We start from the raw sequence: 13,023 nt of genomic DNA on the forward strand, positions 1-13,023 counted from the left end.
TACAGAAGAATTAACCTGACTTATTTACTTTTCACTTTATCAATTCCTGCTATAAAAACGTCTATCATACGTTTTATGCTGATATCCAGATCAACCGGCAAACCAAACCCATGATGTTGATCTAAAGAAGCGAATCCATGCAGGATACTCCGTAAACCACGCGCTGCATGAATAGCGTCCTCACCCTCCAGTTGATAATCATTCAGCAACTTAACAGCCATGTCTACGATTCTGGTAGTGACTTTTTCAGCTTCGGGACTTACAAGGCCTTCTCCCGCCCAAAGCGTAGCCTCATATAAGCCAGGGTGTGTTCTGACAAATTGAATATAAGCCAGGCTGAAAGCGTGAATAGCATTATCACCTGACTGATCACCGAGTGAATGGGTGAGGTGATGGTGTAACGCTTCTAATCCATGAACGGCTAAAGCTTTTCGCAGTGCTGTCAGGCTTTCTATGTGATTATATAAAGATGGCGTACGAATACTGAGTTTTTTTGCAACTGTCGCCAACGTTAAAGCGTGTATGCCTTCTTCATCAACAATTTCTCTGGAAGTTTGTATAATAGACTGCAGTTCAATTCCCGGTTTCCGAGCCATAAAGGTCCTCCGTTTACGATTTCCTCAAAGTTTTTTCAAATGCAATGATCGCACGGTCAATCTCATCAGCAGGTTCTATCAACATAGGTCCGTGACCAACTGCTAGAAGGGATGGGTTCAGACTGTGGATCTTAACCGCACTAGCTAAAGCCTTTTCTTTACTCCAGGTAGCTAGTGCAGGAAACGGAAATAAGGGCTTTAAATGACCGGATACAGCAATTCCTCCCCGGGTTTGAAATGCGTCACCGGCAATGATTGCACCAGTCCGTTCATCAATCAATGATGTCGACCCTGGTGAGTGTCCTGGGGTTTGAATTGCCCTGAGTGAGCCGATTTTATCCCCTTCCTTTATAAGGAAATCAGGGTGTGTACGAATTTTCCCTGCCTTTGGAATGCCACCTTTTACCGGATTTTGTGTTTCATTTTCAACTGAAGAACGGTCCCCTGCCAGCAGTCTGCTTTCTTGTTCAGACATATACACTTTTGCATAAGGCAGGCTCTCCTTTAATCGATCCAGCGAACCAATGTGATCGCTGTGAGCATGGGTTAACACAATCTGTGAGATTGGCTTTCCGATTGACTCAGCTGCTTTTAAAATGGTTGAGCTGCTGTTTGGTAATGCTGTATCAATTAGTGTCAGTTCATCAGACTCTTCGATCAGATAACAATTAACCGGGAACAGATTCGGGTAAAAACTTAGCTGGTGAATAAACCCCTTACTGGTTAGTTTCATCTGTTTCTCCCCTTTAACTAATGGTATTAGTTCTATGTTAACTAATATCATTAGTTAACGCAAGTTAAAGTTTCTGATTGGTGTGGAAGTTATTTCAATTCAGGTATTGTTTTTCTTCTGTTTATGTCTATAATAGGTAAAAACAAACGTCAATGACAAAGAGAGTAGCTTGCTGTGGGTATGAAGCGAACCGGGGGTGGTGGGAGCCTGGTTGTGAAGCAGGGAGTGAAGCGCACTTTGGAGATGTAGGTCTGAAACAGAAGTAGGAGCTGCCGGGGAGAACCCCGTTATCAATTTGAGTGGTTGTGAAAACAATGAGAGTGGTACCACGGACGAATCAGACGCCCGTCTCTTTTCCTGTATGGAGAAGAGACGGGCGTTTTTTATTTTGAGGAGGAATGTTGATGGACTATCAATCGTTATTTGCAGCAGCGTTATACAAACAATTAAAGGAGCAGCTGGATCAGGAAAAGATCTGTCAGCTGATAGAAAAGCCTAAATATAGTGAGATGGGTGATTTTGCATTTCCGTGTTTTGAACTGGCGAAGATTTTCAGGAAGTCGCCTAATCAGATTGCGGGCGAACTGGCTGAACAGCTTGAATGTCCACCTCTTTTTGAAAAAGTTGAGGCAGTCGGGGGCTATGTGAATGTGTTTTTAAATCAAATGGAGGTATCAGCTTCAGTCGTTGCAAAAGTAATTCAGCGAAAAGAGCAATACGGCAGTCTAAATCATGGAAACGGGGAAGTCATTACAATTGATTTCTCTTCACCGAATATTGCAAAGCCCTTTTCAATGGGCCACCTGCGCTCAACGGTGATCGGTCATTCGCTTGCACGGATTGGTGAGAAGAATGGATTTGGTGTTGTGCGGATTAATCATCTCGGTGACTGGGGAACGCAGTTTGGCAAGCTGATTGCGGCTTATAAGCTCTGGGGAAATGAAGAGAAAATCCGTGTAAATCCAATTAAAGAGCTTCTGACGCTCTATGTAAAGTTTCATGATGAAGCGGAGCATGACGCGTCACTGATTGATGAGGGTCGCCTTTGGTTTAAGCGTCTGGAAGATGGTGATCAGGAAGCACGCGAACTCTGGAAGTGGTTCAGAGAGGAGTCACTGAAGGAGTTTAACAGTATTTATGAGCTACTCGGCGTGACGTTTGATTCAACGCAGGGAGAGGCTTTTTATAACAATAAAATGGAACGAGTTGTGCAGTTGCTTGAGGAGAAACAGCTTTTGAAGGAGTCGGATGGTGCGCTGGTTGTGGAGTCGGCAGAAGAAATGCCGCCTTGTCTGATTAAAAAGAAGGATGGTACGACGCTTTATGCGACGCGTGATCTGGCAGCAGCGATTTATCGTCACGAGGCTTACGGGTCATCCCGGTCGCTCTATGTCGTCGGCAATGAGCAGACGCTGCATTTCAAACAGCTGTTTGATGTGCTTGGAAAAATGGATTATGAGTGGAGTCAGGGTCTGAAGCATGTTCCGTTTGGCATGATGCTGAAAGACGGAAAGAAGATGTCTACGCGAAAAGGGAAAGTTGTGCTGCTTGAGGAAGTGCTGAAGGAAGCGGTAGACCTTGCGCGTCAGAATATTGCAGATAAGAATCCTTCTCTGACTGACAAAGAGCGGGTTGCATACCAGGTAGGAACGGGCGCTGTCATGTTTCACGATTTGAAAAATCACCGCCTGAATGACGTGGAGTTTTCACTTAATGCAATGCTTAAATTTGAAGGAGAGACAGGACCTTACGTTCAATACACGCATGCGCGGGCTTCTTCTATTTTGAGAAAAGGTGGCTATGAGGAAAACACTGAGGCATTGGCTTTTGTAGATGATCAGGCATGGCGAGTGGTTAAGGGTCTGATGGATTTTCCGGAGGCGGTCAAGCGTTCATTTGATGGGAATGACCCTTCTCAGGTAGCGAAATATATACTGGATTTAGCAAAATCGTTTAACCAGTATTACGGCAATGTGCGGATTCTGGATGCAGTTGAAGGAAGACAGGAGAAGCTGTCGCTGGTTCATGCTGTAAAGGTTGTCTTGAAAGAGAGTATGTATTTACTTGGGCTGGAGGCACCTGAGGAGATGTAAGGCTTATTCACTTTTAATTACTATTAAAAATTATTCTCGGTGGGAATATATGTTCTCATCAGAGGGAATTAAAGTAGTACTTATGAATTTTAAAGGAGGATGCGTGACATATGAAAGATGTATCAAGCTGGCCGATCATTGGTTACGGTGAGAATAGTACATTAGAAAAATTTGAAATCGTTTCTCCTGATGAGCGGTTGAAATCAATTATGAATTCTCCAAAATTGATGCACAACTTATATAAAAATACTCTGCTGAAAATTGGTTTAGATAATAATCAATCTCCAAAAATTAAAGTGTCTACGATTTTACATGCGTTGAAAACCAGTTATCCAGAGTTCTCAGGCTGCTTTGCGAAAAAATTAGAGAACTTTGACATGGAACAATTAAAAGGATATTGTGCAAACCTTCCGTTGATATCAGACGTTAGGAAAAAGTTTATCTTTGAATTTATATCATATAGACGGCAACAATTATTAAGTGAATTGAAGGGGGTGACTGAGAAATGAACAAAATTAAGTCCTTATTATTAGTCTGGAAAAACCATAAAAACGATTTGTATTATCATATCGGGACGCTATCGTTTAATGGTGAAGTGTACACATTTGAATATTCTTTCAATAGTGACTCCACCAGAAATGTAAAGGCTGCTATTGATAACGGGTATACTGGTCACCCTGCATTTCCATCTTTAGATAAGGTTTATACTTCCGATCATTTATTTGAGGCATTTAATCGCCGGATTCCAGATCAGTCGCGAATTGGATATGAGAATTTATTATCTGACCTTAATTTGACAAACGAAGCAGATCGTATGGATATACTTAAGGCTACCAGAGGTGCATTAGCCAATGATCCTTATACATTAATCACCTTCTTCATAAGGAATCAGCTTAGATATTTTGACCTTAATACAGGAAAGACAGAGTCAAAAATGCTCTGTCCTTCCTTTATGGATTCGTCTTAATCTTATCATTAAACAAATTCGGTTCGTCAGTCTGTACGATTTTATGACGGTTCGTTTCTTTTATAAAAATGCTTTTATACCGAACTTCACCGCCGTCATCTTTGAACAGAATGACACGTTCCCCGGTATTGTCCTCTGCAACTTCCGCCTGAACATGTTCCATATTTATGTACTGCGTCAGGTTTTCATATTCTGGAAAATCATTTAAGTCTCCTTCGCCTGCTGATGAGCTGCAACCGGCAATGAATAGTATACTGAATATGAACGCTAATACTAATTTTCTCATCGTTTCTCTCCTTTTAATCTCTCTCACTCTGTATATTAGTCTTCTATTATAAGATTAAACTGGGAATAAGATTAGAATTTGATGAGAAACCATCATTTGTATGTGTAATAATCCTGCGCATGATAAACCTGAAATCCACATGATTCGTAAAGCTTCAAAGGGCCTTTATTTTCTGCTTCCACTTCAAGGTGGATCTCGCGTCCGTCTTCCTGAAGCAGATGCAGCACGCTTAATAACGCATTTTTGCCAATGCCTTTCCCTCTTAATGAATTAGACACAACAAAACCGTAGAGCCAATACTGATCATTCATGACATGAACTCTAAGCTTACCTGCAGGCTGTCCTTCCCATTCAATCATATAGGAAGTGGTTGATTCATTTGCAGACTCTCCATCAAAGAACTGTTCGACTTCTTCACGCGGGATTGAAAAGCCGTCTGCGTCCAGGTCGATCTGGAATGCCCGGTCAGCTGGCTGCGCCTTACGCAAAGTGAGTTTTTCAGATGGAACAGCTATCACTGTTTGATCCCATTTCATCTGGTATTCTGTCATTTTGTATACAGCATCCGTTTTTTGAATAAATGCCTGTCCGGAAGCTGATGAAGCGGGTGTATTCAGTAAAACAGTCTTATATCCTGCTTCGCTCATAAACCTGAATGCTTTTGTCAAAAGGGCTGTGAAAATCCCCTGTCTTCTGAAATCAGGATGAACCATTCCGCACACTTCAGCAGTCGCACCAAGTTCATATACACCGAGAAATCCGATTAGCTGCCCACTTTCGGTATGGAGAAAGATTTTTACACCCTGCCCGCTTTCAATCGTATTTTCATTGAGCTTCAGCTGGACCCCATCGAATTGCTCGCATATCGTTTTCAGTACTGTGACTTCTTTCAGTATCTCTGACATGTGATCACTTCTTTTCTTTATAAAATACTCTACGTGGTCATTTTATTATACTTTGAAAATTGCCGGAAGATTTTTGTACTTATAAATGACATAATGCTAAAATAAGGGAATACATAATCAATGCTGAAGGAGAGATTCCGATGAAACTCGCAGAAGCACTTATTACCCGTGCGGATTATCAAAAGAGAATTGAACAATTAAGGCACCGTCTGATCCAGAACGCAAGAGTGCAGGAGGGTGAGGAGCCGAATGAAGATCCGAAAGAACTGCGGCAGGAGCTCGAACAGATCCTGAAACAGCTGAAAACGCTCATCCAGGACATCAACCGGACCAATTTACAAACACCATTTGATGACAAGCGATCACTGGCTGATGCACTGACAGAACGCGAGCTGATCGGACAGGAACGGCGTATTTTCAGTGAGCTTGCTGAGCAGGCTTCCGTGCGTCATGACCGTTATTCACGTTCAGAAATCAAATCGGTTTCTACCATCAATGTGAAGGAAACGCAGAAGCGTGTTGATGATCTTTCTCAGGAATATCGAAAGCTTGATACGAAAATTCAGGAGCTGAACTGGCTGACTGAATGTGTGAAATAAATGGTAGCAGGTAACGATTGAAAAGGCGAGTACCAACCCACCAATGGGTAAATTGGAAGCTCATTTTAATGGTACGGGTTCAGGGGCAGCCCTAATGGTTCGAGTCCTGTGTGACAATTCAAGCCCAGTACAATGTACATGATGACAATAACAATATACAAATCACTACCAGGTGCTGATTTTCATATCGTGAGGGTGGGTATGGGGCATAAAACTTCCGGCAGTTTCCGGGAGTTTTTTTATGTCTTAAGGGCTTTTTAGCGCTTGGAACATAGCTGATCACCAGGTATGATTAGAACGGAACTGATTTTACTGAAAAATCAATCAATTATCATCGGAGGTATAGGGATGGGAAGACTTGTACATTTTGAAATTCACGTTGAAGACATGGAAAGAGCAAAAAAGTTTTACGGTGAAGTGTTTGGATGGACATATCAGGACTGGAGTGAGTATGCGGGGATGCCTTACTATGGTGCTGTGACCGGTGATGATCGTGAGCTTGGGGTAAATGGTGCACTCATGCAACGCCAGGGTCCTGCGCCGGAACCGAACCAGCCGGTAAATGGCTTTACGTGTACGATGAATGTAGAGGATTTTGATGCCACTGAGCAAAAGATACTTGGTAACGGAGGCACGGTTGCCCTTGCGAAACATGCATTACCAGGAATGGCATGGCAGGGGTACTATAAAGATACGGAAGGCAACATTTTTGGCGTTCATCAGCCTGACGAGCAGGCACAATAACATAAGGGGGCTGTCTTTGATTAATCAGAGATGGTCCCTGATTTATTTTACAAAAGTTACTTTTAAATGATGAGGTGTTACATATGAAAATCCGAGAAAAAGGGGTTAATATCGGCAGGCTACAGGTTGGTAGGAAAAACTGTATCACAGATGTTAAAGGGATAAAAGTTGGTCACGTTACACTCGATCATGAAATAGGCGATAGAGGTGATCGCGCCTGTACAGGAGTGACCGCAATTCTTCCGCGCGAAGGCAACCTGTTCCGGGAAAAAGTAACGGCTGCAAGCTATGTCCTGAACGGCTTTGGTAAAACAACCGGACTAGTACAGCTCAATGAACTGGGCGTGCTGGAGTCACCCATCATGCTGACCAATACATTCGGTGTTCCAGCAGTCACTCAAGGAACGCTTGAATATATGCTTAATGAGAGTCCTGAAATCGGTGATACTACTGGCACTATTAATGTCGTAGTCGGTGAATGTAATGACAGCTACCTGAACTCGATTCGGAAGTTTCCGGTTAAGCCTGAGCACGCAATTGAAGCGCTTAGGCGTGCTTCTGCAGAACCTGCTGAAGAAGGTGCTGACGGAGCCGGAAAAGGAATGGTCTGCTTTGGTTATAAAGGTGGTATCGGTACTTCTTCGAGAGTTGTGCAGGAGGCGGATAACTCATACACGATTGGCGTGCTGGTCCTCAGTAACTTTGGTCAAAAAGAAGAATTCCTAAGTGGAAAATATGGAGTTTCATCAAAAGGAGAGGGCATAGTTGAAACACCAGACGGCTCCATTATGATTGTCCTTGCAACAGATGCACCACTCAGCGACAGACAGCTTCAAAGAGTAGCGAAGCGCTGCGGGATCGGTCTTGGCAGAACAGGCAGTTATTTTAGTCATGGCAGCGGGGATATTGTCATCGCCTTTTCAACCGCACATAAGATTCCGCATGAATCAGCTTCAGCCGTGGAGACAAGAAAGCAGCTGAGGGAAGATCATCCGGTGATGAATCAACTATTTACTGCGGCTGCAGAAGCGACAGAAGAAGCGATTTTGAATTCACTTTGTCAGGGCGAGACGACGCGGGGAAGAGATGGGCGTGTGGTTGAGGGGTATGAGTTTACATAAGGAATCATCAGTCAGTTCGAACAATCGAACTGGCTTTTCTTTTATATAAATAACGCTTAAGAAGTAATAGGTATTAAATCCAAAAATATGTAAAATAGAATCGGTTTATATAGTATAATAGACACAAATGTCGAAAAGTGGAGGGTTTCAAATGGCATATACAGTACCGGAAACGATTAGATCAACAGCGACTGCGGGCGAACGGCTGCTGTTCAGAACGTTAAAAGATTACCTGCCTGACGATTATATTGTGTACTACGAACCGAACGTGTTCGGACGCCGACCTGATTTTGTCATTGTGGGTCCGGACCTTGGGCTGGTTGTGCTCGAAGTGAAGGATTACACGAAAGGAACATTGTTTCAGCTGAATCAGGATGAGTGGATCATTGTATCTTCTTCAGGTGAACAGGTGAAAACAAAAAGTCCAATGCTGCAGGCACGGGAGAATATGTTTCATCTCGTTAATGCGTTAAAAAAGGACAAAAGTCTGCTTCAGCTGGAAGGGAAATTTGCGTCTTACTTAAAGTTTCCGTATGGATCAGGTGCTGTATTTACACGTTTGACCCAAAAAGATTTTATTCAACATGATCTATACCGTGTTGTAGATCCATCTCTTTCATTAACAAGGGATGAAATTAATCCGGATGATGAATCATTTTCAGAGGAAAATCTGATTGAAAAGATTTTAAATATGTTTACCGTACCTTATCGTCTGCGGGAGCCGTTATCGAAAGCAGATATTGATGCCATTCGCTATCACCTGTTTCCTGAGGTGCGGATCAGCGCAGAGTTTAAGCCGGCCTCACCGTATCAGGATCAGCTCCTGTTATCTTTACACAATGTAAAAGCAATGGACCTGCACCAGGAAAATATGGCCAAGCAGATTGGGGATCAAAACAGGCTGATCCGAGGTGTGGCGGGAAGCGGTAAAACGCTGGTACTCGCAAGCCGCGCAAAGCTGCTGACCAAAGATCATCCTGACTGGAAGATTCTCATTCTATGCCACAACATTTCACTCTCACGCTTTATTGAGCAAATGGTTTCTCAAATGATGACAGAACCGGATAACCTGTTTGATTTTGATGAAGAGTCTGATCGTACAAAACATCAGATTGAAGTGAGGAATTTCCATGCCTGGCTGAAGTATGATGTGAAGTGCAAAGAACAGGAGATTCCTGAACTGGTTAAGAAGCTACGGAATAAAGAAGCGATTTTACCAAAATATGATGCGATTTTGATTGACGAAGGACAGGATTTTGAGTCGGAATGGTTTGAGTTGGTCAGTGAGCTGTTGAATCCTGACACGAAGTCACTATTGCTGGTTGAAGACCGTGCCCAGTCCATTTATAAAAGAAAGCGCAGTTACGTTCAGGATACCGGCCTGGATTTTCGCGGTCGTTCAAAGATCCTGAGTATTAACTACCGTAATACTGCTCAGATTGTAAAGTTCGCCTGGGATTTTTATCAGTCCCAGTCTGCATTGAAAAATAAAGTCGTGGCAAAGGAGCTAGACGGTGAAATTATCGCACCGCAAAGCACAAAACGAAAAGGATTTGAACCGGCCATATTAAAAACAGATTCTTTTCAAAAGGAAGCAAATATTGTAGCAAGGCAGATGAAAAAGCTACATGAACAAAAGAAAATCCCTTATTCTGAGATGCTGGTGCTGTATCGTGTGAAGAAAACGTACGCGATGAACTACGTCGATGTTCTCAAGCATGAGCTCAAAAAAGCAGGTATCAGCTACTACTGGCTCACTGAAAACAGTGAATCCAAGCGCAATTTTCAAAAAGACGATCAAATGGTCAAAATCAGCACCATTGAAAGCAGCAAAGGACTCGACTTTCAGGCAGTATTCATTGTAAACGTTGATAATATGCCATTTGTGCTGCAGGACGATGTCGAGCGGGAGGCATCGCTTCTCTATATCGGGATGACGAGAGCAAAGGAGTATTTGTGTCTGTCTTATTCAGGTGAGTCAGTGTTTACAGAGTATTTTGATGAGGTGTTGACTGAACGTTCATCTCCTTTAACAACAAATAATAATGATGTGATCAATTAAGAAAGGGTGGCCGGATATGAATCAGATGATTAAGCAGCTGCAGCATTCACTTGAAAAAGGGTTTATAGATAAAAATCATACACAGTTCAGCCGCTTTAAACCGGAGCTTCTTGTGAATCAGCCTGGGAAGCGTCAGGATGTGCTGACTTCACTGACAGATGAACTGAAGTCATGTCAGTCGTTTCTGTTTTCAGTGGCATTTATAACAGAAAGTGGACTCGCGACACTGAAAGCTTATTTGCTAGATCTTCACGAAAAAGGGATACAGGGGAAAATCCTTACCTCCACTTATCAATATTTTAATCAGCCAAAGGTTTTCAGAGAGTTATTAAAGTTAAAGAACGTTGAAGTGAAAATTGCGGAAGTGGATGGTTTTCATTCAAAAGGATACATATTTCAGCACGATCAGTATTATTCTCTAATTGTCGGTAGCTCAAATCTGACGGCCAACGCATTAAAAGTAAACTATGAGTGGAATGTAAAGATGACTTCCCACGAAAATGGAGATATTGTTCATCATTTCAGACATCAGTTTCAGGATATGTGGGATCAGGCCATTCCTTTGAATGATCAGTGGATTGACCAGTATGAAAAAGCTTTTCGTGAAAAATTACCTGACCAGGTTGCGGATTTTCCTGGCAGTTATACAGTCAATAGGTTAAAGGATGCCCTTAAGATTGAGCCGAATAAGATGCAGGAGGCAGCGCTCCAGGGAATTGCGGATATTAGAAGCGCAGAGGAAAAGCGGGCACTGATTGTGTCAGCCACCGGTACGGGAAAAACGTACCTGGCTGCATTTGACGTCAGAAGAGTACGTCCAAAAAGAATGCTGTTTGTTGTACATAGAGAACAGATTCTGAAAAAGGCGAAAGCAGACTTTCAGCGGGTTCTGGGTGGAACTGACGACGAGTTTGGCATTCTTTCAGGCACAAGCCGCGATACGAATGCGAGATACTTGTTTGCTACTGTTCAGACAATGTCCAAGAATAAAACACTGAAACAATTCGAGCAGGAGACATTTGATTACATACTTATTGATGAAAGTCACCGTGCAGGCTCTGACACGTATCAGCGAATGATTGATTACTTTAAGCCTGCCTTTTTACTTGGCATGACTGCAACACCTGAGCGAACGGATGGATACGATCTTTTTAAGTTATTTCATTACAACATTGCCTATGAAATAAGACTTCAGGAAGCACTGGAAGAAGACATGCTCTGCCCTTTTCATTATTTTGGCGTAACAGATTTAGTGATCGATGGAAAAGAAAGCACAACTGAACTGTTTAATCACCTTTTATCTGAAGAACGAGTGAATCAGATTATTGAAAAGACAAATTATTATGGGCATTCAGGTGAGCGTGTCTGTGGATTGGTATTTTGCAGCTCAAAGCGTGAGGCATATGCATTGTCCCTCGAACTAAATAAAAGGGGTTTCAGAACTGTTGCCCTCACTGGTGATGATTCTCAGGAAAAACGATCTGAAGAAGTGACTAAGCTTGAAGAGGGACAGCTGGATTATATTTTGACAGTTGATATTTTCAATGAAGGTATTGATATCCCTAGTATTAACCAGGTTGTGATGTTAAGGCAGACGGAATCCAGTATCATTTTTATCCAGCAGCTCGGACGTGGTTTAAGAAAGCATGATACAAAAGATTATGTGACAGTCATTGATTTTATCGGAAACTATCAAAATAACTATTTGATCCCAATTGCGCTGTCAGGAGACCGCTCACAGAATAAGGATGCTGTTAGAAGAAAGATGATTGATCGAAGTTATATTAAAGGTGTTTCGACCATCAACTTTGAAGCCGTTGCAAAAGAAAGGGTCTACGCTTCTATTCAGCAGGCAAAGCTGACACATTTATCTGTAATGAAGGATGCTTATCAGGAGCTTAAAAACAGAATTGGGCGGATGCCAATGATGGAGGATTTTTATGATCATCATTCAATAGACCCGGTTGTCATTGCCGATAAAAAAGATCATTATGGAGCGTTTTTGACTGTAATGAAAGAAGAAACACCATCACTTTCACAGGTTCATCAGCGCGTGCTTACTTTTTTATCGAAAGAAATATTGTCGGGTAAAAGGATTCATGAGGCATTGTTGATTTTAAATCTGACTAAGTTGGGAACTCTCAGCCATGAAACTTTCCAGGCAATACTTGAACAAGAAGGCGCAAGGTCTGATCGTGACACTTTAAAATCAATGGAGAGAGTATTAAACCTTTCATTCTTTAAAACTGCGGATCAAGAAAAATATGGCGGTAACTCTCTTGTTGAAAGGGATGAAGAAAATTATCACCTTTCAAATCATATGAAAGAATTATTAACAGATAAATGGTTCCGCACACTTTTAACAGACGTCTTAATGGTTTCTTTGAAAAGAGGAAGGCGCTATGATCAAAGCGTGCCGTTGACCAGACTTGAGAAATACTCCCGTAAAGATGCGTGTTGGCTGCTGAATTGGGATAAAGATGAGCAGTCGACGATTTATGGATATAAAACGAAGCATAATACCTGTCCTATTTTTGTTACTTATCATAAACAGGAGGATGTTGAAGATAGTGTGAACTATGGTGATACATTTATTAATCCTGAAGTCTTTCACTGGTACACAAGAAGCCGTAGAAAGCTAAATTCAAAGGAAGTGTTAGATATCACTGAGTCTCAACAAAGAGGAAATAAGCTTCACCTGTTTGTGAAAAAAGACGATGATGAAGGTGGAGATTTTTACTATGCGGGTGAAGTGACACCTGATCAAGACTCAATAGAGGAAACCGTGATGCAAAGCGGAAATGAAAATTTGCCGGTGGTCACAATGAACCTGATGCTAAATGAAAGCATTGACCGCCAAATCTATGACTATCTCCATGAACAAGTATAAAAGCAAAGAGCTCATCGTTCTTTGCTT

The 13,023-nt window shown here is 42.1% G+C and carries 12 protein-coding genes and 1 other annotated feature; of the genes, 8 read left to right on the forward strand and 4 right to left on the reverse strand.

Annotated features, from left to right (window positions below):
• Window positions 1–20: 20 nt before the first annotated feature.
• Together ACH6CZ_RS06770 and ACH6CZ_RS06775 are read right to left on the reverse strand one after the other, a co-directional pair.
• A complete protein-coding gene (locus ACH6CZ_RS06770; RefSeq protein ID WP_374096668.1) occupies window positions 21–596 on the reverse strand; it encodes a TetR/AcrR family transcriptional regulator in 576 nt (191 codons plus the stop codon).
• Window positions 597–609: 13 nt separating this feature from the next.
• The gene (locus ACH6CZ_RS06775; protein WP_374096669.1) at window positions 610–1,329 is read right to left on the reverse strand and encodes an MBL fold metallo-hydrolase; all 720 of its coding nucleotides are present in this window, start codon (window positions 1,327–1,329) and stop codon (window positions 610–612) included.
• 143 nt (window positions 1,330–1,472) lie between these two features.
• Window positions 1,473–1,685: a binding site (T-box leader), on the forward strand.
• Between the two features lie 48 nt (window positions 1,686–1,733).
• Between ACH6CZ_RS06775 and argS the strand changes: the two genes are divergently transcribed.
• From argS to ACH6CZ_RS06790, 3 genes are all read left to right on the forward strand, one after another.
• Complete coding sequence (gene argS, locus ACH6CZ_RS06780; RefSeq protein WP_374096670.1) at window positions 1,734–3,422, forward strand: arginine--tRNA ligase; 1,689 nt, start codon at window positions 1,734–1,736, stop codon at window positions 3,420–3,422.
• A 110-nt stretch (window positions 3,423–3,532) separates the two neighbouring features.
• Window positions 3,533–3,931: a HipA domain-containing protein gene (locus tag ACH6CZ_RS06785; protein ID WP_374096671.1), complete on the forward strand. Its 399-nt coding sequence runs from the start codon at window positions 3,533–3,535 to the stop codon at window positions 3,929–3,931.
• Complete coding sequence (locus ACH6CZ_RS06790; RefSeq protein ID WP_374096672.1) at window positions 3,928–4,389, forward strand: hypothetical protein; 462 nt, start codon at window positions 3,928–3,930, stop codon at window positions 4,387–4,389. Before ACH6CZ_RS06785 ends, ACH6CZ_RS06790 begins: the two co-directional genes overlap by 4 nt.
• On the opposite strand, the gene ACH6CZ_RS06795 is transcribed toward ACH6CZ_RS06790, so the two are convergent.
• Together ACH6CZ_RS06795 and ACH6CZ_RS06800 are read right to left on the reverse strand one after the other, a co-directional pair.
• Window positions 4,373–4,675 (reverse strand): hypothetical protein, encoded by a 303-nt coding sequence (locus ACH6CZ_RS06795; RefSeq protein ID WP_374096673.1) that lies wholly within the window; start codon window positions 4,673–4,675, stop codon window positions 4,373–4,375. The genes ACH6CZ_RS06790 and ACH6CZ_RS06795 overlap by 17 nt on opposite strands.
• A gap of 92 nt (window positions 4,676–4,767) precedes the next feature.
• A complete protein-coding gene (locus ACH6CZ_RS06800; RefSeq protein ID WP_374096674.1) occupies window positions 4,768–5,580 on the reverse strand; it encodes a GNAT family N-acetyltransferase in 813 nt (270 codons plus the stop codon).
• A gap of 140 nt (window positions 5,581–5,720) precedes the next feature.
• Here ACH6CZ_RS06800 and ACH6CZ_RS06805 point away from each other — a divergent pair, with 140 nt between their 5' ends.
• From ACH6CZ_RS06805 to ACH6CZ_RS06825, 5 genes are all read left to right on the forward strand, one after another.
• Window positions 5,721–6,179, forward strand: coding sequence for a DIP1984 family protein (locus ACH6CZ_RS06805; protein WP_374096675.1), 459 nt, complete (start codon window positions 5,721–5,723; stop codon window positions 6,177–6,179).
• A gap of 348 nt (window positions 6,180–6,527) precedes the next feature.
• Window positions 6,528–6,923 (forward strand): VOC family protein, encoded by a 396-nt coding sequence (locus tag ACH6CZ_RS06810; protein ID WP_374096676.1) that lies wholly within the window; start codon window positions 6,528–6,530, stop codon window positions 6,921–6,923.
• An 83-nt stretch (window positions 6,924–7,006) separates the two neighbouring features.
• Window positions 7,007–8,044, forward strand: coding sequence for a DmpA family aminopeptidase (locus tag ACH6CZ_RS06815; RefSeq protein WP_374096677.1), 1,038 nt, complete (start codon window positions 7,007–7,009; stop codon window positions 8,042–8,044).
• A 151-nt stretch (window positions 8,045–8,195) separates the two neighbouring features.
• Entirely contained in the window at window positions 8,196–10,106 is a 1,911-nt protein-coding gene (locus tag ACH6CZ_RS06820; protein WP_374096678.1) for a 3'-5' exonuclease, read from the forward strand.
• Between the two features lie 16 nt (window positions 10,107–10,122).
• Window positions 10,123–12,996 carry a DEAD/DEAH box helicase gene (locus tag ACH6CZ_RS06825; RefSeq protein ID WP_374096679.1) on the forward strand — a complete coding sequence of 958 codons (2,874 nt, stop codon included), beginning with the start codon at window positions 10,123–10,125 and terminating at the stop codon, window positions 12,994–12,996.
• The last annotated feature ends 27 nt before the right edge of the window (window positions 12,997–13,023 follow it).

Origin of the sequence: Jeotgalibacillus sp. JSM ZJ347 (assembly GCF_044383825.1) — a bacterium.
Lineage (GTDB): Bacteria > Bacillota > Bacilli > Bacillales > Jeotgalibacillaceae > Jeotgalibacillus.

What these genes read in the sequence shown, in the direction of transcription:
- ACH6CZ_RS06800 (WP_374096674.1), bottom strand. Translation starts at nt 5,580, where the DNA reads ATGTCAGAGATACTGAAAGAAGTCACAGTACTGAAAACGATATGCGAG.
- ACH6CZ_RS06795 (WP_374096673.1), bottom strand. Translation starts at nt 4,675, where the DNA reads ATGAGAAAATTAGTATTAGCGTTCATATTCAGTATACTATTCATTGCC.
- ACH6CZ_RS06790 (WP_374096672.1), top strand. Translation starts at nt 3,928, where the DNA reads ATGAACAAAATTAAGTCCTTATTATTAGTCTGGAAAAACCATAAAAAC.
- ACH6CZ_RS06815 (WP_374096677.1), top strand. Translation starts at nt 7,007, where the DNA reads ATGAAAATCCGAGAAAAAGGGGTTAATATCGGCAGGCTACAGGTTGGT.
- ACH6CZ_RS06785 (WP_374096671.1), top strand. Translation starts at nt 3,533, where the DNA reads ATGAAAGATGTATCAAGCTGGCCGATCATTGGTTACGGTGAGAATAGT.
- ACH6CZ_RS06775 (WP_374096669.1), bottom strand. Translation starts at nt 1,329, where the DNA reads ATGAAACTAACCAGTAAGGGGTTTATTCACCAGCTAAGTTTTTACCCG.
- ACH6CZ_RS06810 (WP_374096676.1), top strand. Translation starts at nt 6,528, where the DNA reads ATGGGAAGACTTGTACATTTTGAAATTCACGTTGAAGACATGGAAAGA.
- ACH6CZ_RS06805 (WP_374096675.1), top strand. Translation starts at nt 5,721, where the DNA reads ATGAAACTCGCAGAAGCACTTATTACCCGTGCGGATTATCAAAAGAGA.
- ACH6CZ_RS06825 (WP_374096679.1), top strand. Translation starts at nt 10,123, where the DNA reads ATGAATCAGATGATTAAGCAGCTGCAGCATTCACTTGAAAAAGGGTTT.
- argS (WP_374096670.1), top strand. Translation starts at nt 1,734, where the DNA reads ATGGACTATCAATCGTTATTTGCAGCAGCGTTATACAAACAATTAAAG.
- ACH6CZ_RS06770 (WP_374096668.1), bottom strand. Translation starts at nt 596, where the DNA reads ATGGCTCGGAAACCGGGAATTGAACTGCAGTCTATTATACAAACTTCC.
- ACH6CZ_RS06820 (WP_374096678.1), top strand. Translation starts at nt 8,196, where the DNA reads ATGGCATATACAGTACCGGAAACGATTAGATCAACAGCGACTGCGGGC.